Raw genomic sequence first — 26045 nt, 5'->3', positions numbered from 1 at the left:
ATAACTCGTGTCCTTTTAGTTTTACTATTTTAGCACCTGTTAAAAATACCAATGAATCTAAGTTACAATCAACTCAATAAAATATTAGGCTGGACGGTCTTTGTGATCGCTTTAATTATATACTGGCTCACGCTAGAACCCACGGTAAGTTTCTGGGATGCGGGCGAGTATATCACGACTTCTGCAAAACTTGAGGTTGGGCACCCACCAGGTGCACCGCTATACCAGATGATGGTCGCGACTGCTGCAATTTTTGCTACTGACGTTTCCAATATCGCTTATATGGTAAACTGGATGGCTGGTTTTTCTAGTGCACTTACCATACTATTCATGTTTTGGTCCATAACATTGCTACTCAAGCGACACATTTTAAAGGATAAATTTGATAGTACATTGGTTTTGGGGTCCGCTTTTGTGGGAGCGATTGCGTTTGCAGTGTCTGATAGTTTTTGGTTCAACGCCGTCGAGGCAGAAGTTTATGCGCCTGCGGCTCTTATCATGAGCAGTATGTTCTATCTAGGATTGTTGTGGGAACGTGATATGATGCAACCTCGAGGCAATCGCTGGTTGATTCTTATGTCATTTATTATAGGATTGTCTTTTGGAGTGCACTTTCTTGGAATTCTTACTATTCCAGCGATCGGGATGATGTGGTTTTTTAGACACTACAGGAAAGTCACACCAGTCAACTTCACAATTGCATTAGCAACGGTCATCGCCGTGCTGCTTTTTGTCTTTAAATTATTGCTGCCTACAACACTCAGCATCTTCGGTTATCTAGAAGTGTTTTTTGTTAATGATATAGGTCTGCCATTCAACAGCGGTACTATTATCGCCTTCCTTTTGATTGTCGGAGCTTTTGTTGGATTGTTATCGCTTTCGCGAAAGCGTAACAAACCACTACTCAACACCATCACGATATGCGTCATGTTTGTATTGATAGGCTTTTCAAGTTGGACCATGTTGCCCATAAGAGCAAACGCCGGTACTCCTATCAATGAGAACAATCCAAACGATGCACGAGCACTACTCGCCTATTATAATCGGGAGCAATATCCTGCTCCAGCGCTATTCTTTGGCGAGGCATTTACTGATATGTACGCCGGTCTGGATCCTGAGGATCCTTACATTGATGAAAAGCCTAAGTATGAGCGCGATTATGAGCAAGGCAAATATGTCATCGTCAATCAGTTTGAAAATGCATTGCAAAACACTCACGATGACCATAAAGGGTTTTTCCCTAGAATGACTGATGCCAGCCGCGCTAGTAACTATGTGGAATTTATGGGTGGTCTAGAATATGAGATCAAGCCTGGTTATCAAGGGAATCAAGAACTTATAAGTGTTTTGGATGATTATGAAAGACAGTTTGATCGTGGCCGCATCAGTGCAGATGAATACATTCAAACGATCGCCTCGCTTTCAGAAGCTGTGGACATCAAGAAACCAACCTTTGCGCAAAACCTCAATTACCTTTTTAATTATCAAATAAGCTACATGTACCTGCGGTATTTCATGTGGAACTTTACCGGTAGACAGAATGATATTCAGGGAATGGGCGATAGATTCAACGGCAACTGGTTGAGTGGTATTGACTTCATTGATGAAGCGCACATAGGCTCACAAGATGAATTGAGCGAAGATATGCTAACCAATAAAGGCCGCAATCTCTATTATTTCTTTCCATTGATTTTAGGAATTCTAGGCGCTGTATTCCATGCAAAAAAAGATTGGAAATCATTTGTGGTAACCCTTATGCTATTCCTTTTTACAGGCCTTGCCATTATCGTTTACCTCAACCAAAGCATGTATCAGGTACGTGAGCGCGACTATGCTTACGTTGGATCATTCCTGGTGTTTGCCATGTGGATAGGAATGGGCGTTTATGCGATTTATGAAGGGTTGCAGGAATACACTAAAAGCAAAGTGGTCAAATTTGCCACCATTGCCGTTTGCTTTGTCGCAGTGCCATTACTAATGGGTTTCCAGAACTGGGATGACCACGACCGCTCAGAAAAATATACGGCACTAGCGAGTGCAAAAAAATATCTGGACAGCTGCCTACCCAACGCCTTAATCTTTACCATAGGTGACAATGACACTTTCCCATTATGGTATGCTCAAGAAGTGGAAGGATATCGCACAGACGTGCGCATAGTCTGTACGTCTTTATTGAGTACCGATTGGTACATGGATGACATGAAGAAAAAGGCTTATGAAAGTGAGCCAGTTCCATCCACATTGACTCATGATAAATATGTCTATGGAACACGGGATGCTCTATGGTATACAGAAAAGGATCGTATTCAAGAACGCCTGCGTCAGGCGCAACAAAATCCCAATTATGTCTTTCCAGACACCATGGATCTCAAGGACTGGATGGAATGGGTAGCTAGCGATAGTAAGATCACTCAGGAACTGATGCGCAACGATCATTATGAGCATACATTCCCAACTAAATACATACGCATTCCTGTAAATAAGGAAGCTGTATTGAGAAACGGCGTTGTCGCTGCAAAAGATGCCAATAAGATTGTGGATGAGATCATCATAAATATTAGTTCCAACTTAGTTTACAAAAACAGAATGTTCATGTTAGACATCATCAATGCCAATAACTGGGAACGTCCGGTGTATTTTTCTGGCGGAGCATTTGGCGATGAGGACTATATCTGGATGAAGGATTATTTACAACTGGATGGTACAGCGTATCTATTGACTCCTATAAAAACACCACCTTCTGATGATCGTGACCCATTTGATATGGGACGCATCAATCCAGATCGAGCCTATTCGATCATTAAAGGTTGGGATTGGGGCAACAGTGGTAGTTCTGATATCTATCATGATGTAGAAACACGTCGTAATAGTGTAGGTTACCGCAGCAATATCACAAGAACAGCAGAAGCTTTAATAGCAGATAATCAATTAGACAAAGCAGAAGAAATCCTAGATCTTGGGATGGAAAAAATGCCTTTGAAATATTTTGAACACTATTCTATGATCGAGCCATTTGTCAGTGGCTATTATGAAATAGGTGCGACAGATAAAGCGCAGAACCTTCTCAATGACGTTGTACTCAAGTATCAAGATGAGCTAGATTATTATAAGGCAATGCCGCTGGAAGAGCAAAATCAAATAAGTAGAGAAATCATAACAGCCATAGAGCGCTATCGTGGTTTAGTACGCTCTGCAGTTGACAATGATGACGATGAGATGATTGCAAAGCACCTAGATGCATTTAATAGTTACGTGGCATCGTTCCCTAGAGTTTATAATGAAGACGAGCAATTGCGACTGCCTGGTGAAACAGGTGACGATGAATTGATCAAGCTTTTAGAGTCAGAAATCGATAATGCAGATGCAGAACGAACCATTGAACCCATAGGCGATACGGTCAACGAGTGAGATGGTATCCAGATCGCATACCAGATTGGTTAAGTGGTTTGTTTCCAAATTACCACTGGCATGGCGATCGCCATACTCGGTCAGTATATCTCACATTTGATGATGGACCTACTCCAGTAGTCACACCCTTTGTTTTGGAACAGTTGAAACGTTTTGCCTTTAAAGCAACATTCTTTATGATAGGTGATTGTGCACAGCGATTTCCTGAAATCAAAGAAGAGGTGCTAAATCAGGGTCATACTATTGGTAACCACACGTTCCATCATATAGATGCGTGGAAAGTTCCTTGTGATGAGTATTTAGATGATATCGCTTTCGCGAAAGCGCAAACCAGCACAAACCTGTTCCGTCCGCCATATGGTCGAATTACCAGAAAAGTGACCAAACAATTAGTAGCTGACGGTTTTAAAATCGTGCTTTGGGATGTATTATCCGGTGATTTTGACAGAAAAAGATCGCCTTCTAGCGTTTTGAAAAATTTAAAGAAATCAACTAAAAACGGAAGTATTATCGTTTTTCACGACAGCGAGAAAGCATTTCCTATTCTTAAAGAAGTTTTGCCTGAATATTTAAAATGGCTTAAAGACGAAGACTATCAATGTTTGTCTATATCCTAAGAAGCGTATTGTTTGAGCAAAGTAATGAGTGCATTGCTATCCTGTAAACCACTTTGCCTCCATTTCATCTCACCTCTTTTATAGATAATAAGTGTAGGCAACCCTTTGATACGCAAAGCATCAGAAAGTTCTGGGTTTTTATCGACATTGATTTTGATGATTCTTGCGTCATCACCTAAAGCAGCTGCCACATCGCGCAATACTGGATGCATACTTGTACTTTCCTCGTTCCAGTCCGTAAAAAAATTGAACAGAACAGGAACATTTGCACTTATTAACTCACCAAATTTTGACATATCAAGTCTTGTTAGTAAAGTAAATGTAATAAAATTGGTCAATTAAGGTCTAAACGTCTTCTTAATGCAACTTAATATCGCCAGAAAAGCGCGAAAACTAAACGGTTTCCTTCTTTAAAGTTATTACCGTAATCTCTGGCCATATTCCTGCCCTACCTGAATATCCCAAAAATCCAAACCCTCGATTCACATAAAGGAACCTGCCGTATTGTTTATAAAAGCCAGCCCATTTTTTATATACAAACCAAGCAGGACTCAGCTTTATGAATCCTGGAATCTCGATTCCCATTTGCATACCGTGTGTGTGGCCGCTAAGCGTTAGATGAAAATTTGTGTCGCTCTCTTTCACTTGTGCATCCCAATGTGTTGGGTCGTGTGATAACAGCACTTTGAAATCCGTTGGTTGCAAGCCGCGAGAAGCTTTTTCTAGATCGCCGTATTTAGGGAAACGGCCGCCACCCCAATTTTGAACGCCCACAACTTTCAAGGAATCTGCACCGCGATCAATGGAAACATTCTCATCCATCAATAGCCTCCAACCCATTTTGGCTTGAATATCTTGTAATTCCCGAAGGTTGGCTTCTTTTGCTGCTGGTGTCTCCCATTCTGCATAATCACCATAATCGTGATTTCCCAGTGTGGAGAAAACACCATCCTTCGCCGTCAATGAACCAAAGAGCGATTCCCAACCATACATTTCTGCAGTAACATTATTGACCAAATCACCGGTGAAAAGTATGATGTCACTATTTTGTTTGTTAACAAGGTCCACAGCATATTCTACTTCTTCTCGATCATCAAAAGAACCTACATGAACATCGCTAATTTGCGTGATCTTGTAACCGTCAAAAGCATCAGGAAGATCTTTGAAGGACAACTCATATTCCCGTACTTGATAATCATATTTTCCCTTAAAAGCACCATAAAGAATAGCACCGAATGGCAATGCAGCAATACCCAATCCAATCATGGAGACAAACTTGCGCCTGCTGGGCAGGAATCCGCTATCAGTTCCAGCGCCTGCTATTTTTTGATAAGTTCCAGCGAGCAGCCTGTAGATATCCTCGCCTAGCATAAAGAGTGTAAAGACCACTTTTGCTAAAAAGAAAGCAAGGAATAACGTAATCGCAAAATCACGCGCTCCACAGATCACAGATCGATCTGGATTGAGATAAAACTGTAAAATCAAATTAGCAAAAACCGCTACTGATACGGCTAGATAAATCCACTTCCACCAGTGGTCTTTTGATAAGGTTCTGATTAATTGGAAAGAATAAATCTCAAAAATAATAACCAGAACAATTGCGATAATCCATCTCATTCTGCGAAACTACTATAGACGTGCAATTTAAAGTGTATCCTGACGATTAAGTTTATCACAAAAGCATTCCGTCCATTGGCTACCTTCACGTGCTTTGGCACGCCGCTTGAAGTATTCTAACCTCAAAATGATCCTGATGAATCTATTCAATTATATACTTGTATTTCTGGCATTAAATCTAGGTTCCTGCTCCACCACAGATGAAGTGACTCAAGAGGAACCTCAACAAACACTACCTGAAACCATTGAACGTAATGTCTCCTACGGCGAGAGCAACCAGCAGGCTTATGATATGTATTTACCTAGCGGTCGCAACGATCGCGACACTAAAACCATCGTCATCATCCACGGCGGCAGTTGGATTAGCGGTGACAAGGCAGATCTAAAAGGCTATGTTTCCCTGATGCAGTCTGCATTTCCAGAGCACGCGATTATCAATATGAATTATAGATTAGCAAACGGTAGCTTCATACCTGCTTTTCCTAATCAGATCAACGATGTGGATGCCGTGCTTCAGCAACTAAAAGATCGCAAACAAGAATTACAGATAAACGGAGAATTTGCATTGATGGGTTTGAGCGCTGGTGCTCATTTGGCCACGCTTTATGACTATAAATATGACGATGACGATCAAGTAAAAGCTGTGGTTAATATTGTTGGACCCGTGGATTTCACAGATCCCTTTTACACTTCTAACAGCGGTTTTCAATTTCTGCTAAGTAATCTTATTGATGCAAGTGAGTTCCCAGCCGGTATTGATCCTGCTGTTGCTGTAAGTCCTGCGTTACAGGTCAATGAGAATTCATCGCCTACCATCAATTTTTATGGCAATCGCGATACGCTGGTGGCACTAAGCCAGCTCACGAGCCTGGAAAACGCGCTCACGGAAAATAACATTCCGTTTGAATCCACTATTTATGATGGTGGTCACGGCAACTGGTCCCAGGAACAATATGCAGATCTCCAGATAAAGGTGAAAGCATTTATAGAGCAATATCTATAGGTTGAGTTCGCTTTCGCGAAAGCGTAACAAACATCCATCCTCAACCCTAAAAATTAACTCATAGTCAGTTATACTTTGAGTAACTTTCTGCGTCCAAGCTAAAATTCAGGGAGTTATGAAAAAGGAAGCGTTGTGGTCGTTGCGTCTGGGTTTCAGTACAGCACAGCAACATTTGATTGAGGTAAACGGCATTGACCAGTTTATCCATAATTCCTTTGCCTACCAGCCAGAGATTACAACTCCAGATTTTTTAAGAGCATATCCCAAGAAGTATAAAGAAATACGGTCATTACGGCGTGAGATCAATCAAATGTCTCCAGAGGGCAAAGCAGAGAGACGCAAACAGCAGCGAAATAATCTGCGATCCTTAGGCTACAACTGGATTGAGCGTATGCAAACGGCAGAGTATCCACTGCGTGAAAATATGACCTGTTTCTGGCACAATCATTTTGTATCGACCAGTCAAAAAGTAAAAATAGCACCATGGATTCATCAGCATTACACGGCTTTATCTAAAAATGCATTCGGCAATTTTAGAGATCTGACCAAAGCGATGGTCAAATCAAATGCGATGATTTCATATCTCGACAACGACAAAAACCGAAAGAACGCAAATAACGAAAACTTAGGCCGCGAACTGCTTGAACTCTTCACGCTGGGAATAGGTCATTACACAGAAGACGATGTGAAGAATGCTGCCAGAGCTTTGGCTGGTCTTAGTTATGGTGATACTTCTGGAAGATACCGCAACAAACAGCGTGAGACAGATTCCATGACATTTTTGGGTCAAACTGGAGTTTTTGATAGCGATACTATTGTGGACATCATCTTTGAACAGGAAGCAGCGCCATACTTGATCACAGAAAAGATCCTGAAATGGTTCATTTATGACGATCCATCTTCAGAGCTTGTCAAATTTTATGGAGATTATTTACAATCAAAAGATTTTGAAATCCAACCGTTACTTGAAAAAATCTTCCTAACCGAATTTGACAAAAACCCAATAGCTACCAAAGTCAAGGATCCCTTGCGTTTTGCGTTACAAACCATCAACGAGTTGAACATGGAAGATCGGGTAGAGCCGGTTGCCATTGCCAGATTCCTGCGAGACCAATCAATGGAGTTGTACAACCAGCCTAACGTTAAAGGATGGGAAGGCGGCAATAACTGGTTAACCTCAGCCATTTATTTACAACGCAATCAAGTTTCCCAGTGGCTAACCGCTGGCGAGCGCATTTTCAAACGTAACAAGATGAAAATGCAAAATGATCCGAAATTACCAACACTATATATTCCGGAAGAACTCAGAACTAACAAAGAGATCATTAGCTATTTGCTGGATCAGAATCTATCGATTGCTACGCCAACCATTCAGGAAGATCTAGAGCAAATCCTTACGTATGATTTTAAACCACACGTTCCTGGTGCAGAACTCGGGATTTTGAGAGCTTATCAATATATTATTACCACACCTGAATATCAGGTCATATAAACTCACACTATGAATAGGAGGAATTTTTTGACCTTGACAGGAACCGCTAGCAGCGGTGCGATGTTATTGCCTAATTTTTTGAAGGCTGCCGCAAATAGGACCGTAAACAGCAATTCAGGAAATGCATTGGTGTTTCTACAATTGGATGGTGGCAATGATGGCTTGAATACCTACGTGCCATTTGCAGATCCTTTGTATCAAGCTTTGCGGCCTAGCATAGGTTTGAGTGCAGATGATGTGATCAATAAAAATAAGGGAATGGGTTTTCATCCTGCACTGACCGGACTGGCTGCCATTCAACAGGCTGGTGATATGACGATCCTTCAAAATGTAGGTTATCCAGAACCTGTGAAGTCACACTTTCGCAGTCAGGAGATCTGGCAGACCGGCAGTACATCCAGCGAGTATTTGCGCAACGGCTGGTTGGGTCGTTATCTGGACATTGAGTGCAATGATGTCATACCTACTGCAGGAATGAACGTGGACCGCATCGATAATCTTGCTTTAAAAGGATCTGAACCCAACAGCATCACAGTAAGAAACGTCAACCGATTCAAAACAAAACTAGACACAGACTTTGAACTGTCCGGTCATCCATCGCTGGATTTTGCACGGACCATTGCCGCAGGAACTCAGGACGGCAGCAAGGAAATCCAGAAAGCACTCAAGAAAGCTGGAGCCGAGTCCCATTATCCCAAAAGTGGTCTCGCCGTGCAGCTTAAATGGATTGCGCAACTCATAAAAGGTCAGTTGGATTCCAAAGTCTATTATACTTCGTTAGCTGGTTTTGACACACATAACAACCAGCTGGGAAGCCACAACAGAAAGCTGACTGAAGTAAACGATGCTTTGTATGCCTTTTACAACGATTTGAAGGCAGCCGGTCTTATGGATCAGATTACATTGATCATTTTCTCAGAGTTTGGTAGACGTGTGGCAGATAACGGCAGTGGAACAGATCACGGTACTGCAGCACCTGTTTTCATAATTGGCGGTGGCAATCGCGGTCGTGTACTGGGCAAGAATCCAGATCTTGCTAACTTAGAAGATGGCGATCTAATCTATAACATCGATTTTAGAAGCGTTTACGCATCATTATTGAAAGACAAATTATCCTTTGACCCATCGCTGATTGGGATCAAAAATAGTGCATATTTCGGTATATTTTAGATCGTTCATGAGTTCGCTTTCGCGAAAGCGTCACGTCTCATCAACCTAATAAATGGGCAATGTTTAGTTTTCTATCTTAGTCCTCAAATCGAAACCATGCTTGAAGAAATGAAGAGAAATGCTGTTGCCTTTTACAAAATGGCCTATGAAGGCAACCCAAAAAAGGCCACCGAACTCTATGTAGGCGATGAATACATCCAGCATAATCCTCATGTGGCAAATGGCATTGATGGCTTTGTAGAATATTTTGAGCGCATGCAACGAGAATATCCCGATAAATCCATCGAGTTTGTTCGCACCATTGCAGAAGGTGATCTTGTCGCACTTCATACACATCAAATCTGGCCAGGAAATGATCAATATATCACGATGGACTTTTTCAGATTTGACGATAAAGGAAAAATTGTAGAACACTGGGATTCTATCCAGCAAATCCCAGAGGCTTCCGCTAATCCAAATACGATGTGTTAATTTTCCAAGGTTGAGAAAATTATAATTTGCCTAATTGTGGGTCTAGTTGAGAAATTAAAGTTGCCTCTGTTATAGTTCAATTAAACCACTTTTCTCATCATCTGCTGCTATTTCAAACCTTTTACTTTAAGAATAAAGGATGTAATAATCTTCCTGCTAAAACCATATCTCGACCGTCGCTCAATATTGGTTCTAAATATATTAGGAAAAGCGTCGTCAACAGACGGATCAAGCGGTAGTTAAAACGAGTGGTTTTTAGGTTCTTAAACTTTACTTTTACTGCTCAAAAGAAAATCCGCCTTGGCTAAAAACGATCCCTACGCAGCACTGCGATTCAGAGAATTCAACATCTTTTTACTGATGCGTTTTTTGCTGGTATTCGGATGGTCGATGCAGTTCATTGTGATTGAGTGGGAAGTCTATTCCCTGACTAAAGATCCATTGTCACTCGCCATAATTGGTTTGATGGAATTTATCCCAGCATTTGGGATGGCACTATTTGCTGGACATATCGTGGATCAGCGGGAAAAGCGAAATCTTCTCGCACTTTGCATAGGTGCGTTTTCACTAATTAGTCTAGGCCTGTTCTTGCTGACTTGGCCAGCATTTATCGATGGCTGGGAAACTAATACCGTTTTATATTCAGTGTATGCGTTGGTGTTTTTTGGCGGGTTTTTGAGATCATTCTTCGGTCCCATCCTGTTTTCGCTCATTGCTCTTATCGTTCCTAAAAAAGTCTATCCAAATGCTGCGACGTGGAGCAGTTCTTCCTGGCAAATTGCATCTGTAGTGGGATTGGCGTTTTCTGGATTTGCGATCAGCTGGTTTGGAGTGCATTGGTCATTGCTAATTGTTTTCAGTCTAGTGATGCTGGCGCTGGTTGCGGTAATGTTTGTAGGCAAAAAGCCCATTCTCAATACCAAAATCAATGAGCCCATCAAAGAAAGTCTTAAGGAAGGTTTGTCCTTTGTTTTTAAAACCAAATCCATTCTGGGAGCACTCACGCTGGATATGGTTTCGGTACTTTTTGGAGGTGCGGTGATCCTGCTGCCTATTTTTGCTCAAGATATTCTTAAGGTTGGTAGCGAGGGATTTGGTGTGCTACGTGCGGCACCATCAGTTGGTGCGATTTTGACGATGATCGCGACGGCTTATATTCCGATCAGCAAGAATGCCGGTAAGAAATTACTGGTGGCGATCTTCGGTTTTGGGATCTGTATCATTGTGTTTGGACTTTCGTCCATCTTCTGGGTCTCGCTGCTCGCTCTATTCTTTAGTGGTGTAACTGATGGGGTTTCAATGGTTATACGCCAGACTATTTTACAACTCAAAACTCCAGATCATATGCGTGGTCGCGTAGCCAGCGTCAACTCGATGTTTGTGGGTTCTTCCAACGAGTTGGGCGCCTTTGAAAGCGGTGTCACGGCAAAACTGATGGGAACTGTTACGGCGGTGGTTTTTGGCGGTACAATGACACTCATCACCGTTATAACCACGGCGGCCGTTTCACCTACGTTTAGGAATCTGGACTTGACTAAGGACTTTGAAGAAAACGACAAGGATTAATTGTGTGAATTGACTTGGTAATAGTTCGCTTTCCTGTCTGCCGGCAGGCAGGCGCAGAAGCGATAAAATTACCAGATTAGTTACTTTAAAAGAAAACCAATTCGAGCGGCAGTCGAGAACGAGCGGTTGTTTTGAAAAATCAATCCAATCACGCTCGATCAAGTATCATTATTAAAACCTGAATTCAAAGTTCTCGTTCGATTTCAAGTTCAAGTTCCCACGAGAATTTTATCTTTATCATTCACAAAACCCATACACTTTGACAAACGACGGAACTGACGATAAAAGACTGTTTTTACTGGATGCCTATGCGCTGATTTTTAGAGGTTATTATGCCTTGATCAAGAATCCGCGAGTGAATTCAAAGGGTATGGATACCAGTGCGATAATGGGTTTTACCAACTCGTTGTTTGACGTGATACGTCGTGAGAAACCTGAATATCTAGCAGTGGCTTTTGACAAGGAAGGAAGCGCAGAACGGGTCGAACTTTATGCCGATTATAAAGCCAATCGCGATGAAACTCCAGAAGCCATACGTTTAGCCATTCCATATATCCAGCAGATTCTCAAAGCGATGCATATTCCCATTGTGGTGGAAGCTGGAATAGAAGCAGACGATTTGATAGGAACCCTATCAAAACAAGCCGAAAAAGAAGGTTTTACCGTGTATATGGTCACGCCAGATAAGGATTATGCGCAGCTAGTTTCAGAAAATATTTTTATGTACCGTCCAGCCCGTATGGGAAATGGCATTGAAATATGGGGAATTCCAGAGGTACAGAAACGATTTGAAGTGGAGCGTCCAGAACAGGTCATAGATTATCTGGGAATGATGGGTGACGCGAGTGATAATATTCCTGGATTGCCTGGTGTAGGTGACAAAACCGCCAAAAAATACCTCAAGCAGTACGGCAGTATGGAAGCGCTGCTGGATGATGCAGTAAATATCAAAGGAAAAATAGGCGAGAAAATACGCGACAATGCAGATCTAGGTCGCCTGTCGAAACAACTCGCAACCATCAAACTGGATTGCGATGTACAGTTCAGCGCAGACAAATACACGCTGGACGATCCAGATGTGGAAGCGGTTCACGAGATATTTGATGAATTGGAATTCCGCAGAGCAAAGGAAACGCTTGCCAAAATCTTTTCAGAAGACATTCTAGAACCATCAAATTCTGGTTCAAGTTCAAGCGCAGATTCAAGTTCATCTGCCGGTTCTGGTCAATTCTCCTTGTTTGATGCACCAGGCTCTGGAACTAAAGCCGAAGCTCAAAGCACTGGCAGACAAACGCTCGCCACCACAGACCATTTATATCAAGTAGTTCAGGAAGGAATGGGAACTAAATTGTTCCTGCAAACCTTGATGAAACAATCCAGCGTGTGTTTTGACACAGAGACTACGGGACTGGATCCGCTAGCGGCAGAGCTGGTTGGGATCGCGTTCTGCTGGGAAAAGGGCAAAGGTTATTACCTACCTGTTCCTGAAGATCGTGATGAGGCGCAAGGTGTTGTGGATCAGCTCAAACCATTCTTTGAGTCGGCTGAAATTGAGAAAATCGGGCAGAATTTGAAGTATGATATCAAGGTATTGGATAAGTATGGTGTTGACGTCAAGGGACCACTTTTTGACACGATGCTCGCCCACTACCTCATCAATCCAGATATGCGCCACAACATGGACGTACTGGCAGAAACCTACCTCAACTACACGCCGCAATCCATCACTGAGCTCATAGGCAAGAAAGGTAAGAACCAGAAATCGATGCGTGATGTGGACGTGCAAAAGGCCAAGGAATATGCTGTTGAGGATGCTGACGTGACCTTCCAACTCAAGCAACATTTTGCGCCAGAGATGAAGGCCGCCAACCTCGATAAACTCTTCCACGACATCGAGATCCCGCTATTGAAGGTGCTTGCCGCTATGGAAATTGAAGGAATCAATCTGGATGAGGATTACTTGAGCACGCTTTCGCGAAAGCTAACTGACGACATAGCACAACTGCAAGAAAATATTTATAAGGAAGCTGGTGAGGAATTCAATATAGGCTCGCCGAAGCAGCTGGGAGAAATTTTATTTGGGAAATTAAACCTGGTCGATAAGCCGAAAAAGACCAAAACCGGTCAATATTCCACCGCTGAAGATGTGCTGAGCTATCTCGCAGCAGACCATCAAATTATTGCCGATGTACTTGAATATCGAGGGCTTGCTAAATTGCAAAGCACCTATGTGGACGCATTGCCTAATCAGGTAAATCCTGAAACGCAGCGCATTCACACCAACTATATGCAAACGGTGGCTGCGACGGGACGATTGAGTTCCACAGATCCCAACCTGCAGAATATTCCAATACGTACAGAGCGAGGTCGTCAGGTGCGCAAAGCTTTTATACCACGCGATGCAAACTACACGCTACTCGCGGCAGATTACTCGCAAATTGAACTGCGCATCATTGCTGCCTTGAGTGAGGAAGATAATATGATGGAAGCCTTTAAAAGTGGAGAGGATATTCACTCGTCCACGGCTGCCAGAGTTTTTGACGTAGAATTGGAAGATGTAACGAGAGAACAGCGCAGTAATGCAAAAACGGTGAATTTTGGGATTATCTATGGAGTGTCTGCTTTTGGGTTGAGCAATCAAACAGATCTGGACCGTACGGAATCCAAAGAACTGATCGAGACTTACTACAAAACCTATCCAAAGCTGCGTGCCTATATGGATGACCAGGTCGCTTTTGCGAGGGAAAATGGTTATGTGGAAACGGTTTTAGGCAGACGTCGCTATTTGAAAGACATCACAAGCTCCAACAATGTGGTGCGAGGCGCCGCAGAGCGTAACGCAGTGAACGCACCTATCCAAGGAAGCGCTGCAGACATCATAAAAATCGCGATGATCAACATCCAGAAAAAGTTTGCTGCGATGAATTGCAAGTCCAAGATGCTGCTGCAAGTTCACGATGAATTGGTTTTTGACATCCACAATGATGAGTTGGAAGACATGAAAAAACTCATTCAAAAAGAAATGCAAAATGCTTATACAATGAGCGTACCTCTAGATGTGGAAGTTGGTATTGGTGAGAATTGGTTGGAGGCACACTAATCTCAGTTTAGGCGGAGATCTTTCCATCGGTTAAGGAAGCGCAAAGTCTTAGAAAAGTTCAAAAAATCAAAAAACCCAGAAACAATTGTTTCTGGGTTTATGATTTATGGAAGTTGTATTCTAGTAAATTACTGAAGTCGTATCAACGTTGATATATACCTCATCGGTTTGATCGGCGTTCATTACGTAGAAACCTAGTTCTGTAATCAGTTCCGTTTGACCTTGATCATTGGTAAAAATGATCCCGTCTGCTGTGGTTTCAAATTCGATGTCAGTATCGTACTCACTGTTGTATGTCAAGGTTACTTTCTTGTCATAAGTTCCATCGACATTCTTATCGATCCAGATGGTTTTGATAATTTTTACTGGTGAATCAGCAAGATCCAGTTCTTGGTTCGTCTCATTAGAATCTTCTGACTTAAAGCGCAAATTCTTGACTTCTTCAGTCACCACTTTGTATTCAAAAATCTTTTTGCCTTCCTGCATCACTTCTTTAGTGACCGTTTCAGTAGATGAATCCTTGATTTGTTGACCTGTGGCAATGGTCATTGAAAATAAAGCCACAACTGCTGTTATTATTGTAAATCTCATGATCTAGTATTTAAATTAACCTGCCTAAATTAGATACAAACCAGTGTTTCCAATAAAACTTTAACCAGGTTTAACCTTGATTTACAGTATTTAACAGAAGAAATAGTTAAGAAAATATCGTTGAATTTGTCAGAGATCGTAATGATATCGCTTTCGCGAAAGCGAACTCCTATCAAACCACTACTTCACTATCAGTCTCTTTGTACTGACTGAAGCTCCTGATACCATTTTGACCAGATATATGCCACTAGAAAGACCGCTGACTGAAAAGCTATTATTTGAAGTTAGCGAGGCCTGTATTTGAGAGCCCAGCATAGAATAAATTTCTATAGTATCAATAGGGTTTACCGACTGGATGCTGACTAAATCTGATGCTGGATTAGGGAACAATCTTACTTTGTCCAATTCTTCATCGCCTATGCTGGCGGTGCTTTTCTGATACACTCGTACATAATCGATCACCATAGGGCTTTGGGTGAAACCAGGTTCAACTGAGCCAGAAATACCGCCCATGGCAACGTTAAGTAACATGTATTGATCTTTATCAAACGGCCAGGTTTCAGCATCTTTTACCTCTGGATTATATGTGTAAAAAGGCTCATTATCGATTAGGAAAGTAATCTGATCTGGAGACCAGTTCATAGAATACAAATGAAAGTCTTCCGCAACATTACTTATGAATATTGATTTGTTGTTTCGAGTATTCCCAAAGCAACCTTCACAAGGTGTGTGCAGCGCACTACCTACCTGGTTAGTCGCTCCCAAACCATGTTCCATGATGTCAATTTCTCCTGGTCGTGGCCAGTTGACCGTCCCAAACTCTTCATCCCAAAAACCACCATCTTCATTGATATTTTTTCCCAAAGTCCAAATGGCTGGAAAGGTGCCCTCGCCAAAAGGTAGTTTTGCCAAAACATCTACTCTACCATAAGTAAATGCAAATTTTGAATTCAAACGTGCAGAGGTAAAGTCTTTTGTAACTCCTTGATCTCTATAATTTTCTCTTATTGCAACGATGTTTAAAAATCCATCTTCAACAAAGGAATTGTCAATCCGATTCGTGTAATGTTGTACCTCGCCATTGAACCAATTACCTCCAGCGGGAATTTGAGTTTGATGAAACCAATTGGCAGCATTGATCACTTGTTTTGCACCATTAGGAGAATCAAACTCATCTGACCAAACTAAATTATCATAGATGACATCTAGCGCTTCTGGATCTTCTTCTGTAGAGCCATCGTCAATATCATCAATCAAATAAGTTCCAGGAACTAGCTGACCTCCATCTATAAATATGGTTAATCTACTGTAGCTTCCAGTTGCATTGGTAGTAGCACCACCATCACTAAATCTTGCATTCGAAAAATCGAACATTAGCGTTCTCCAATTATCTCCAGAATTTGCAGGTAATTGCGCTTGTACCTCAACGTTGTCCTCAGAACCATTTTCAAGTTTTAATAACACAGTATGTGCATTATCATCGCTGGCGTACATCTCCAACTGAATGGTCTGTTGGAACGACAAATCGATGTTTCTATTTAAATCCAAGAAAAATCCCTGGAAATCTACCCGACCATCATTTAAAAATTGACCTACAGCATCACTGGAGTTTTCCGGATTTGAAGTCTTGGAAAAAGTCGAACCAGAGAATCCAGTAAAAATTTCAGAAGTTTCTGAAAAGTCAACAGGCATTTGTTGACCATGTAAAAAACTGGATATTAAAATAAGAAAACAAAAAGTAGTTTTAAACATCTGGATATTTTATTTGAGGATCAGCAATATACGTCGATTATAAAGAAATATTCTTACAACACATCGCCTGTTAATACTTACGAAGTTAAGGCCAGGTTAGACTCAATTGTTCTGGTATTGCCTAGAATCACCTTTTCATCGCAAAATATCCACGAACGATAGGTCGATCAGGAATTTCTACGGTGTACCAATATGTACTGGATGGTGATGGCTCACCATTGAAGGTGCTATTCTAATTTTCATCAATCACATTTAGCAATTTGTTCAAATCCTCTATAGAATTATAATAGGAAATACTCACTCGCAGCCCTTCTCCACGCTGGGAAATAATAATCTTTTCGTTCTTAAGTTTTTCAAATAGCTTCTCGTCACCAGTGATATTGAATATAGAAGAGTGAAGCTTTCTGCCAGTAACTTCTGGCTGCAGTAAGTTGCGACCTGTAAATTCATTGCGTGCCTCCTGTGATATAGTTTGAATTTGATTTTGAATACTATAAATCCCGTACTCATTGCAGAACTCAATCGCTTTTTGAAGTCCTCCAAAAGCCGTCATGTCCTGATGTCCAGGTTCAAAATGCCCCATAAAACTACCGCGGTCATTCTTAAATCCCTGTACACTATTGAACCCAGTATATTTCGGCTTGATCCTATCGACGACGTCTTCCTTGAAAGTCATGAACGCATTCCCATCACCAGCATTGAGCCATTTGTAACAAGATGCGGCGAGTATGTCTATTCCGCTTTCGCGAAAGCGAAATTCTTCCACACCTATAAACTGCGTACCGTCTGCGATAATGATCAAATCAGGAAACTGCAACTTTAGCTTTCTCAAAAATTCAAGATCGATTCTAATTCCAGAAATATATTGGACTATAGAGAGCGCCAAAAAATCGGGTTTATGTTGCTCACAGGCATTCCAAATATTCTCTTCCAGCGTGGCATTAAGATCTGCATAGCAGCATTCAAATCCTCGAGCCTCCACAGGCCAGTTCACCGATGGGTAATCACCTTTAACCAACAAAAATTTATTCTTCTTATCGATTGCTTCCAGCAAGGCGTTGAATGCCATGGAGAAATTAGGCACCAAAGCCGTCATATGATAATGAGCATCAATAAAGCTAGATACACTGGTTCTTACGTCATCGATAAAAGCACCTCGACTATCTGCAAAAACACTCGCGGTGTTGAGTAGTTCCTGATTTAGGGACACTTTATAATCTGCCACTACCGTGCTTATCAAACCGTGAGCGGCTGTATTTAGATAAGTATAGTCCTTCAAGACTGGATAGTGCTCCTTTAAATTATACATAGGTTAAGAGAGTGAATGCAGTGTAAAACGTAAATTTGACCTAAAAGTAAAGGAATGTTTGGTAGCAATAAAAAATCTGGAAGAGCAATTGATCCCGATCAAAAGGAGATGATTGAAAATGCACGTTTGCGTATTAAGCAAAAACGTGGGCTGTTTACTCATTTTGTAGTTTTCCTGATAGGTTCTGTAGGCTTAATTGTTGTAGGCGTGCGTCAGGATTCCGTTGAAGGAAGTCCTATGTTACAAAGAGAGTCATTACTTGAAACAGATTGGTGGATTTGGGTTATAATGCTTTGGTTTCTTATTTTGGCTTATCATGCTTTCAACGTGTTTATCACAAAACGCATTTTGGGTCCAGAATGGGAAAAAAGGCAGTATGAACAATTGGTTCAAAAGCAGGTAGATAGAATTCAGAAACTACAAGTCAAGGTGGATAAGAATCATCCATTGCCTGATGTAAAACTTGACAACCCCATGGCACCTCTTCCAAAGGCTAAAGTAATAACTATGATTGCCGCAGCTGGCGAAAATCAAGAACTTGGTAAAAACGGAGAAATGGTCTGGCATTTACCAGATGATTTTAAAAGATTTAAGGCTCTAACAACTGGTCATACTATCATCATGGGACGTAAAACCTTTGATAGCTTTGACAAGCCATTACCTAACAGGACGCATATTGTGGTTACTAGAGATAAAGGTTATAAAAGCAATGATGCGATTATCGTTCACGATATGAAAACAGCTCTTGCTGCGGCAGGCAATGATAGCAATCCATTTATTATAGGTGGTGGAGAGATCTATTCTTTAGGAATGCCTTTCTCTAATAAAATTGAACTTACCAGAGTCCACGGCACCTTTGACGCAGATGCTTATTTCCCTAGAATAGACAAATCCAAATGGAACCTGATAAAAACCGAATCTCACGGTACTGATGAGCGTCACAAGTACTCCTTTGATTACGAGACTTGGGAGCGGGTTTCTAGTTAAGAATTACGAAAATTCTGAATTCTAAATCCTCAATTGTTGTTTCTTAAATTTGCAAAACAAACCAACTAACAATATGAAAGCATACGTATTTCCAGGTCAAGGAGCCCAATTTACAGGAATGGGTAAAGACCTCTATGATAATTTTGACGAAGCCAAAGAGCTATTTCACAAGGCCAACGAGATCCTGGGATTTGACATCTCTAGAATCATGTTTGAAGGTACTGCTGATGAACTCAAGGAAACAAAGGTGACGCAGCCTGCGGTGTTTTTGCATTCGGTTATTCTGGCTAAAGTCATGGGAGATGTATTTACTCCAGATATGGTGGCAGGTCATAGTTTGGGTGAGCTTAGTGCCTTGACCGCGATAGGCTCATTGAGCTTTGAAGATGGATTAAGAATTGTAAGTGAGCGAGCTATCGCGATGCAAGCTGCTTGTGAACTCCAGGCAAGTACGATGGCTGCTATCTTAGGTCTAGAAGATGATGCGATTGAGAAAGTTTGTCGTGAAACAAGTGGAGTTGTAGTAGCAGCAAACTATAATTGTCCAGGTCAGCTGGTTATTTCTGGTGAAATTCCAGCGGTTGAGGCAGCATGTAAGGTGCTTAAAGAAAAAGGAGCAAAAAGAGCGTTGGTGCTACCTGTAGGTGGTGCTTTCCACTCGCCGCTTATGGAACCAGCTAGGGAACGTCTTGCTAAGGCTATTGATGCCACTGAATTTGAAAAACCAATCTGTCCTATTTATCAAAATGTCACTAACCTAGCCACTACAGCGACTGATGACATTATAACAAACCTCATCTACCAACTTACCGCGCCCGTAAAATGGACACAATCCATTCAGGAAATGATTAAAGACGGTGCGACTGAGTTTATAGAAGTTGGCCCTGGAAAAGCACTTCAAGGAATGATTGGTAAGATTGATCGCAATATTCCTGTCAGTCAGGCGAGTGTTTAAAAGAACTTTATTTCGTTTATTGATTTCACAAAAAATCCGCTGGAAAATGATTCCAGCGGATTTTTCGTTTTGTAGATTTCTTAGTATTATTTCATCTTCCCAAAAGTTTTAGCTTCTACACCGCGAACTCCAGGTTTTATGGTAAAAATTGAACCAGCCAGTGGATATTTTTCCATTTCTTCATCGGTCATGTCTAAGCTTGCTGTTGTAATAAAAAGCTGATCTAGATTTTCACCACCAAAAGCACATGAAGTTACATTATGCGCAGGCACCTCAATTTTAGAAATTAGTTTACCTGATTTGGGATCATAATGAGCTACGGCATTTCCATTCCATAAGCCTATCCACAATTGGTCATTAGCATCAATGGCCATTCCATCTGGATTACCCAACTCTTCTGGAACTGTGATGATCACACGTTCATTACTGATTGTGCTGGTATTCATATCATAATCAAAGGCTCGTACATTGTTAAGTTTGGTATCAATGTAATACATGGTAGACTTATCCTTAGTCCAGACGATACCATTAGAAATCCCAATGCCAGTGAGCATCACCGTTGCGTTTCCTTCAGCATCGATCTTATATAGCTTTCCAGTCCTAGCCTCTTGATCCCATGGCATAGAACCTACCCAGAAATTTCCATTGGGATCCACTTTACCGTCATTGAAACGCCCGGGAACTTCCGTGTCTGTTGTGTCCGAGAATAATTCGACAGCTCCTGTATTTAAATCAATGCTATAGATACCTTCTACCAAAGCCACCAATACTTTCTCATCATTAACCGAAACCACAGTTCCAACCACAGAACCTGTATCATAGGTTTTATCAGTGCTCGTTGCTGGATCAAAAACATGCAGTTCCTTTCCAAAAATATCGATCCAATAAAGCCTTTGAGTGGCAGCATCCCACAAGGCGCCTTCACCTAATTGCGCGTTGTATTCGTAAGCTACTTCCGCTTGATAAGTTCTTACTTCTTTGGGTTTTGTTTCTACCATTTTGTTTTTGCAAGAAATGAATGGCAAAAAGATGAGAACAAATAAATATTTCATGGCTATACACTTAAATAATCGATGGACAAGATACTTAGAGATTCTAGCTCTTGCATAGATTTGATTGAAAATGTTACGCTTTCGCGAAAGCGAGATAAAACAAAAAGCGATCTCAATGAGATCGCTTTTCAATTTTATAATCGATAATTAGAAATCAAGATTTGCAAAAGCAAATCAAAAATTGGTAATCTATAATTCCAATGCCTTCTTCACGTCATTATCCATCAACAGTTCAATTGGATTTTCCAAAGCTTCCTTGATCGCAACCAAGAATCCAACAGATTCCTTACCATCAATGATTCTATGGTCATAAGAAACGGCTAGGTACATCATAGGACGTGCAACTATGTCGCCATCAATGACTACTGGTCGCTCGATAATATTGTGCATTCCTAGGATCGCACTCTGCGGTGGATTGATAATTGGTGTGCTCATCATACTACCAAAAACTCCACCATTGGTGATGGTGAATGTTCCTCCAGTCATTTCGTCCACGGTGATGTCTCCATCGCGTGCTCTTAATGCGAGTCGCTTCACTTCCTGCTCCACACCTCTAAAAGATAGGTTTTCTGCATTTCTAATAACAGGAACCATTAGACCTTTAGGTCCAGAAACTGCTATGGAAATATCCTTGTAATCATAAGTGATCATTTCCTTATCATCGATCATGGAATTAACCGCTGGATATTGGTCCAGTGCTCTGACTACTGCTTTTGTAAAGAAGGACATAAATCCTAAGCCTACTCCATGTTTAGCTTTAAAAGCATCTTTATATTCTGTTCTTAGCGCAAAAATCGCATGCATGTCAGCCTCGTTAAAGGTGGTTAGCATTGCTGTTTCATTCTTGACACTTACTAGACGCTCTGCTACTTTACGGCGCAACATAGAAAGTCTGGAACGGGATTCACCACGTGATCCAGCTCCTGGAGTTCCCATGGATGGTTTCCCTTCTGCTTTAAAAGCATCGTCTTTTGTAATTCTCCCATCGCGACCAGTTCCTTGAACATCCTTAGCATCGATCCCTTTTTCATCCAAAGCTTTTTTAGCTGCTGGACTAGGTGTACCACTTGCATATGTTTTTTCTTTTGCTTCTGCTGGTGGTGGTGCTTTTTGAGAATTCTTTTTGTCTTCTGTTTTTTCGTCTTTTTTAGCTATTTCCTGTTCTGGTTTACCGCCATAACCGCCGCCTTCATCGCCTTTACCCATTGAGGATGGTGCATCTTTAGCATCTTCCTCATTTTCATCATCGTCAGATTTTTTGTCTTTGGATCCTCCAGCGTTAGGATTTTCAGCTTCAGTGTCTATGAGACAAACTACAGCACCTACGGCTACAGCGTCTCCTTCTTCTGCTTTCAAGGTAATGATACCGCTAGCTTCTGCTGGTAATTCCAGTGTCGCCTTGTCGCTATCAACCTCTGCAATGGCTTGGTCTTTTTCAACCCAGTCACCATCGGCAACTAACCATTCTGCTATTTCTACTTCTGTAATCGACTCGCCCGGTGAGGGCACTTTCATTTCTAGAGCCATAATGCTATTTGTTGGTATTAAATACGTCTTCTATTACTCGTGCCTGTCTTGCCTTGGATCTCGTTGAGCTTCCGCTGGCTGGTGCGGCATACATGTTTCTGGAGCACACGCGCCATGTTCTGGTTTCTGGCATGTGTAGCATCAAGTGGGAATAAGCTCCCATGTTGCGTGGTTCTTCCTGCGCCCATACGACATCCTTGGAGCCGTACTTCTTGATGACTTTCTTGATTTGATCCACTGGTAGTGGGAACAATTGTTCTACTCTTACTAGTGCAACGTCACTGCGGTCGTGTTCTTCTCTATATTCCAATAGATCATAGTAGAATTTACCACTTGTGAATACTAGGGTTTTCGCTTTCGCGAAAGCGTCACCATCTACATCAATAACTTCTTGAAAATGACCTTTCACAAACTCATTAACAGAGCTTACTGCACGTGGGCTTCTCAACAACGACTTAGGTGTAAACACAACGAGTGGCTTGCGGTAGTTGACCAACATCTGGCGTCTCAACAGGTGAAACATATTTGCTGGTGTGGTACAGTTTGCCATCCACATATTATCTCGCGCGCATAGTTGTAAATAACGCTCCATGCGGGCACTGGAATGCTCTGCACCTTGACCTTCATAACCATGAGGCAATAACATGACCAGTCCATTCTGGTTCTTCCACTTATCCTCACCAGCACTGATGTACTGGTCAATCATGATCTGTGCACCGTTTGAGAAATCTCCAAACTGAGCTTCCCAAATGGTCAATGTTTCTGGTTGTGCCATGGCATAACCGTACTCAAAACCTACCACTCCATATTCTGAAAGGTGTGAGTTATAGATCTCCATAATACCATCTGCATCGAGGAAGTTGTGGAGTATAAATTCGTGTTCGTGATTCTCTGATTTCACTACCGCATGACGGTGTGAAAATGTACCACGTTCTACATCCTGACCGCTCATTCTCACGTTGTAGCCTTCCAGCATTAATGATCCATAGGCTAGGTGTTCACCCATCGCCCAGTCGAGTTTATCATCATCCCACATTTGCTGACGGGATTCTACGATCTTCTTGATCTTACGGATGAAGTTCTCATCCTTAGGTAAGGTGGATATGGTTTTGGTAATCTCTTCTAAGGTCTTTTTCTTGACGCCAGACTTAACGACTTTCATCATCTGTTCAGCATCTGCGCTTTCATAACCTTCCCATTCATCTTGCATGAATGGAGTTATTACTGTATTCTCTTGTTTTCTGGAGGTTGCCAATTGATCTTCCAACTTATCCTTATAAGTCTTCTCCATTTCATCAACGGCACCTTCTTCAATCACTCCAGCTTTCAGCAATTTGTCAGCATAGATATCTCGCGGATTCTCATGCTTACTAATCGCCTTGTACAATTGTGGCTGTGTGAATCTAGGTTCATCACCTTCATTGTGACCGTATTTTCTATAACCCAGAAGGTCAATAAATACATCACTCTGGAACTGCATTCTATATTCAAAAGCAAACTTCATAGCGTGTACCACAGCTTCTGCATCATCTGCATTTACGTGAAGTACTGGTGATAGTGTCACTTTTGCGATGTCAGTACAATAGGTACTGGATCTTGCATCTAGATAATTAGTTGTAAAACCTACCTGGTTATTCACTACTAAGTGAATTGTACCTGCGGTTTTATAGGCATCTAATTTTGCCATCTGAACCACTTCATAAACGATCCCTTGACCTGCAATGGCTGCATCTCCATGAAGTACAATAGGCAACACCTTAGAAAAGTCGTTTGGTGTATGCATATCTTGTTTTGCTCTCGCAATACCTTCTACAACAGCTCCAACTGTTTCCAAGTGTGATGGGTTGGGAACAATATTGATATTGATCTGGTTGCCATTGTCAGTCTTGCGCTTACTAGTGTAGCCCAAGTGATATTTTACGTCACCATCAAAAATGTCCTGCTCATAGTCCTTACCGTCAAATTCTGAAAATATATCAGAAACAGGCTTACCGAAAATGTTACTCAAAACATTTAAACGACCACGGTGCGCCATTCCCAATACAAACTGGTTGACACCATTGTTGGCAGCATTTTCAATCAAGCTATCTAGTGCTGGAATCAGTGATTCGTTTCCTTCTAAGGAGAAACGCTTCTGTCCAACATACTTAGTATGTAAAAAAGATTCAAAAGAAACTGCTTCATTGAGTTTCTTAAGTATCTGTAATTTCTCTGATTTATCGAATTCTGGATGATTGTTATTGCGGTGCAACCAGCTTTGTATCCATTTGAGTTGTTCTGGAGAGCGCACATACATGTACTCAACTCCAATACTCTCACAATACACTTGTTTCAAGTGGTTGACAATAGCCTTGAGCGTTGTTTTGCCAAGACCTATCAACTCACCAGATTCAAATTCTGTATTCAAATCTGAATCTGACAATCCAAAATTGGAAAGTTCTAAACTAGGCTCATACTTGCGGCGTTCCCTAACTGGGTTCGTTTTTGTAAACAAGTGCCCACGGGTTCTATAACCATCAATAAGTTGAACGACTTCAAACTCCTTGCGCATCTTTTCAGATACGTCTACGGTTTTAGTCTCGCCTCTATCTTCATATACTACTTGTACATCGCCGTCACCAGCAGACTCCATTCCAAAATCAAACCCTTGAAAGAATGCGCGCCATGAGGGCTCCACACGATCAGGATTGACTAAGTATTCATCGTAAAGTTGTGCAAAGAATGCAGTGTGAGCTGCATTTAGAAAAGAAAATTTATCCATAAATCTATCGGGAAAGTTCCCGTTTTCGATAATTATAGCAAAAGTAAAGAATTGGCTTTGTACGGCATAGCGTTTTGTATATTTATAACTATTGCATCATAATCATTAAATATGAGTTCTATTTTCTCTAAAAAACTGATAATCACCTTTCTTTTTGGGATTTCAATCTGCGCCACTGTCTTTGCACAAGATGTTCCTTCTGACTTCTGGAGTCGCGTACGTTATGGTGGTAATCTTGGATTGAATTTTAGCACTGGCTATACTGCGGTTCAAGTAGCACCACAAGCTATTTATCAAGTCAATCCTTATATAGGAGTTGGCGTAGGTTTGAATGGAAGTTATGTCAAACGCAATTTTGATAATCGTAATGGATTTAACGATGGTTTGGATTTTACCAGTACTATTCTAGGTGGTAGCTTGATCGGCATATTTCAACCTATACGAGAAATACAGCTGAGCTCTGATTTTGAGATTCTCAATGTTAATAGAAATTTTGAAGATGATCAATTCATTGATGATAATTACTGGGTGCCGGCTTTGTTTCTAGGTGCTGGTTATTCCAATGGCCCCATTGTAATAGGTGTGCGGTACGATGTCTTGTTTGATGAAGATCGAAGTGTTTACAGGAATGGATTGCAGCCATTTGTTAGGGTGCTTTTTTAAATCA

19 protein-coding genes are annotated in these 26045 nt (G+C 41.4%); 11 read left to right on the top strand and 8 right to left on the bottom strand.

The window, feature by feature from the left end:
* Positions 1 to 51 precede the first annotated feature (51 nt).
* Positions 52 to 3408 (top strand): DUF2723 domain-containing protein, encoded by a 3357-nt coding sequence (locus BLO34_RS12760; protein ID WP_090755843.1) that lies wholly within the window; start codon positions 52 to 54, stop codon positions 3406 to 3408.
* Positions 3405 to 4025, top strand: a complete 621-nt coding sequence (locus BLO34_RS12755; RefSeq protein WP_090755841.1) for a polysaccharide deacetylase family protein — start codon at positions 3405 to 3407, stop codon at positions 4023 to 4025. The genes BLO34_RS12760 and BLO34_RS12755 overlap by 4 nt, the downstream gene beginning before the upstream one ends.
* Here BLO34_RS12755 and BLO34_RS12750 read toward each other — a convergent pair.
* Both BLO34_RS12750 and BLO34_RS12745 read right to left on the bottom strand, forming a co-directional pair.
* The gene (locus BLO34_RS12750) at positions 4022 to 4321 is read right to left on the bottom strand and encodes a thioredoxin family protein (RefSeq protein ID WP_090755840.1); all 300 of its coding nucleotides are present in this window, start codon (positions 4319 to 4321) and stop codon (positions 4022 to 4024) included. The genes BLO34_RS12755 and BLO34_RS12750 overlap by 4 nt on opposite strands.
* A 97-nt stretch (positions 4322 to 4418) precedes the next feature.
* Entirely contained in the window at positions 4419 to 5642 is a 1224-nt protein-coding gene (locus BLO34_RS12745; RefSeq protein WP_090755838.1) for a metallophosphoesterase, read from the bottom strand.
* 136 nt (positions 5643 to 5778) lie between these two features.
* On the opposite strand from BLO34_RS12745, the gene BLO34_RS12740 reads away from it, so the two are divergent.
* The 6 genes from BLO34_RS12740 to polA all read left to right on the top strand — a co-directional run bounded on the left by BLO34_RS12740 (position 5779) and on the right by polA (position 14444).
* Complete coding sequence (locus BLO34_RS12740; RefSeq protein ID WP_157686825.1) at positions 5779 to 6645, top strand: alpha/beta hydrolase; 867 nt, start codon at positions 5779 to 5781, stop codon at positions 6643 to 6645.
* 115 nt (positions 6646 to 6760) lie between these two features.
* Positions 6761 to 8137, top strand: a complete 1377-nt coding sequence (locus BLO34_RS12735) for a DUF1800 domain-containing protein (RefSeq protein WP_090755835.1) — start codon at positions 6761 to 6763, stop codon at positions 8135 to 8137.
* 9 nt (positions 8138 to 8146) lie between these two features.
* Complete coding sequence (locus BLO34_RS12730) at positions 8147 to 9307, top strand: DUF1501 domain-containing protein (protein WP_090755834.1); 1161 nt, start codon at positions 8147 to 8149, stop codon at positions 9305 to 9307.
* Between the two features lie 96 nt (positions 9308 to 9403).
* Positions 9404 to 9778 (top strand): ester cyclase, encoded by a 375-nt coding sequence (locus BLO34_RS12725; RefSeq protein WP_090755832.1) that lies wholly within the window; start codon positions 9404 to 9406, stop codon positions 9776 to 9778.
* 300 nt (positions 9779 to 10078) lie between these two features.
* Positions 10079 to 11344 (top strand): MFS transporter, encoded by a 1266-nt coding sequence (locus tag BLO34_RS12720; protein WP_090755831.1) that lies wholly within the window; start codon positions 10079 to 10081, stop codon positions 11342 to 11344.
* Positions 11345 to 11603: 259 nt separating this feature from the next.
* Positions 11604 to 14444 carry a DNA polymerase I gene (polA, locus tag BLO34_RS12715; RefSeq protein WP_090755829.1) on the top strand — a complete coding sequence of 947 codons (2841 nt, stop codon included), beginning with the start codon at positions 11604 to 11606 and terminating at the stop codon, positions 14442 to 14444.
* A gap of 120 nt (positions 14445 to 14564) precedes the next feature.
* Here the strand turns inward: polA and BLO34_RS12710 are convergent, their stop codons facing one another.
* The 3 genes from BLO34_RS12710 to BLO34_RS12700 all read right to left on the bottom strand — a co-directional run bounded on the left by BLO34_RS12710 (position 14565) and on the right by BLO34_RS12700 (position 18096).
* Entirely contained in the window at positions 14565 to 15035 is a 471-nt protein-coding gene (locus BLO34_RS12710; RefSeq protein ID WP_157686823.1) for a hypothetical protein, read from the bottom strand.
* A gap of 180 nt (positions 15036 to 15215) precedes the next feature.
* Positions 15216 to 16787, bottom strand: a complete 1572-nt coding sequence (locus tag BLO34_RS12705; protein ID WP_231959495.1) for a family 16 glycosylhydrolase — start codon at positions 16785 to 16787, stop codon at positions 15216 to 15218.
* 232 nt (positions 16788 to 17019) lie between these two features.
* A complete protein-coding gene (locus tag BLO34_RS12700) occupies positions 17020 to 18096 on the bottom strand; it encodes an aminotransferase class V-fold PLP-dependent enzyme (protein ID WP_090755825.1) in 1077 nt (358 codons plus the stop codon).
* Positions 18097 to 18150: 54 nt separating this feature from the next.
* Here BLO34_RS12700 and BLO34_RS12695 point away from each other — a divergent pair, with 54 nt between their 5' ends.
* Both BLO34_RS12695 and fabD read left to right on the top strand, forming a co-directional pair.
* Positions 18151 to 19083: a dihydrofolate reductase gene (locus BLO34_RS12695; protein WP_090755823.1), complete on the top strand. Its 933-nt coding sequence runs from the start codon at positions 18151 to 18153 to the stop codon at positions 19081 to 19083.
* A gap of 73 nt (positions 19084 to 19156) precedes the next feature.
* On the top strand, positions 19157 to 20038 hold the full coding sequence (fabD, locus tag BLO34_RS12690) for an ACP S-malonyltransferase (protein WP_090755821.1): 882 nt from the start codon (positions 19157 to 19159) through the stop codon (positions 20036 to 20038).
* 86 nt (positions 20039 to 20124) lie between these two features.
* Here the strand turns inward: fabD and BLO34_RS12685 are convergent, their stop codons facing one another.
* From BLO34_RS12685 to BLO34_RS12675, 3 genes are all read right to left on the bottom strand, one after another.
* Positions 20125 to 21090, bottom strand: coding sequence for an SMP-30/gluconolactonase/LRE family protein (locus BLO34_RS12685; protein ID WP_157686821.1), 966 nt, complete (start codon positions 21088 to 21090; stop codon positions 20125 to 20127).
* Between the two features lie 189 nt (positions 21091 to 21279).
* Positions 21280 to 22617 (bottom strand): 2-oxoglutarate dehydrogenase complex dihydrolipoyllysine-residue succinyltransferase, encoded by a 1338-nt coding sequence (odhB, locus tag BLO34_RS12680; RefSeq protein ID WP_090755818.1) that lies wholly within the window; start codon positions 22615 to 22617, stop codon positions 21280 to 21282.
* Between the two features lie 4 nt (positions 22618 to 22621).
* On the bottom strand, positions 22622 to 25378 hold the full coding sequence (locus tag BLO34_RS12675) for a 2-oxoglutarate dehydrogenase E1 component (protein WP_090755817.1): 2757 nt from the start codon (positions 25376 to 25378) through the stop codon (positions 22622 to 22624).
* A 111-nt stretch (positions 25379 to 25489) separates the two neighbouring features.
* On the opposite strand from BLO34_RS12675, the gene BLO34_RS12670 reads away from it, so the two are divergent.
* Complete coding sequence (locus tag BLO34_RS12670) at positions 25490 to 26041, top strand: alpha-ketoglutarate decarboxylase (RefSeq protein WP_090755815.1); 552 nt, start codon at positions 25490 to 25492, stop codon at positions 26039 to 26041.
* The last annotated feature ends 4 nt before the right edge of the window (positions 26042 to 26045 follow it).

The organism is Nonlabens sp. Hel1_33_55 (assembly GCF_900101765.1).
Taxonomy (GTDB): domain Bacteria; phylum Bacteroidota; class Bacteroidia; order Flavobacteriales; family Flavobacteriaceae; genus Nonlabens.
This window is presented reverse-complemented; position numbering and strand designations above follow the sequence as displayed.

Excerpts from the sequence above, each read along its gene's own strand:
- BLO34_RS12750 (WP_090755840.1), bottom strand. The coding sequence starts at position 4,321 with ATGTCAAAATTTGGTGAGTTAATAAGTGCAAATGTTCCTGTTCTGTTC.
- odhB (WP_090755818.1), bottom strand. The coding sequence starts at position 22,617 with ATGGCTCTAGAAATGAAAGTGCCCTCACCGGGCGAGTCGATTACAGAA.
- BLO34_RS12685 (WP_157686821.1), bottom strand. The coding sequence starts at position 21,090 with ATGAAATATTTATTTGTTCTCATCTTTTTGCCATTCATTTCTTGCAAA.
- BLO34_RS12705 (WP_231959495.1), bottom strand. The coding sequence starts at position 16,787 with ATGTTTAAAACTACTTTTTGTTTTCTTATTTTAATATCCAGTTTTTTA.
- fabD (WP_090755821.1), top strand. The coding sequence starts at position 19,157 with ATGAAAGCATACGTATTTCCAGGTCAAGGAGCCCAATTTACAGGAATG.
- BLO34_RS12730 (WP_090755834.1), top strand. The coding sequence starts at position 8,147 with ATGAATAGGAGGAATTTTTTGACCTTGACAGGAACCGCTAGCAGCGGT.
- BLO34_RS12710 (WP_157686823.1), bottom strand. The coding sequence starts at position 15,035 with ATGAGATTTACAATAATAACAGCAGTTGTGGCTTTATTTTCAATGACC.
- BLO34_RS12735 (WP_090755835.1), top strand. The coding sequence starts at position 6,761 with ATGAAAAAGGAAGCGTTGTGGTCGTTGCGTCTGGGTTTCAGTACAGCA.
- BLO34_RS12740 (WP_157686825.1), top strand. The coding sequence starts at position 5,779 with ATGAATCTATTCAATTATATACTTGTATTTCTGGCATTAAATCTAGGT.
- BLO34_RS12670 (WP_090755815.1), top strand. The coding sequence starts at position 25,490 with ATGAGTTCTATTTTCTCTAAAAAACTGATAATCACCTTTCTTTTTGGG.
- BLO34_RS12675 (WP_090755817.1), bottom strand. The coding sequence starts at position 25,378 with ATGGATAAATTTTCTTTTCTAAATGCAGCTCACACTGCATTCTTTGCA.
- BLO34_RS12725 (WP_090755832.1), top strand. The coding sequence starts at position 9,404 with ATGCTTGAAGAAATGAAGAGAAATGCTGTTGCCTTTTACAAAATGGCC.
- BLO34_RS12700 (WP_090755825.1), bottom strand. The coding sequence starts at position 18,096 with ATGTATAATTTAAAGGAGCACTATCCAGTCTTGAAGGACTATACTTAT.
- BLO34_RS12760 (WP_090755843.1), top strand. The coding sequence starts at position 52 with ATGAATCTAAGTTACAATCAACTCAATAAAATATTAGGCTGGACGGTC.
- BLO34_RS12695 (WP_090755823.1), top strand. The coding sequence starts at position 18,151 with ATGTTTGGTAGCAATAAAAAATCTGGAAGAGCAATTGATCCCGATCAA.
- BLO34_RS12745 (WP_090755838.1), bottom strand. The coding sequence starts at position 5,642 with ATGAGATGGATTATCGCAATTGTTCTGGTTATTATTTTTGAGATTTAT.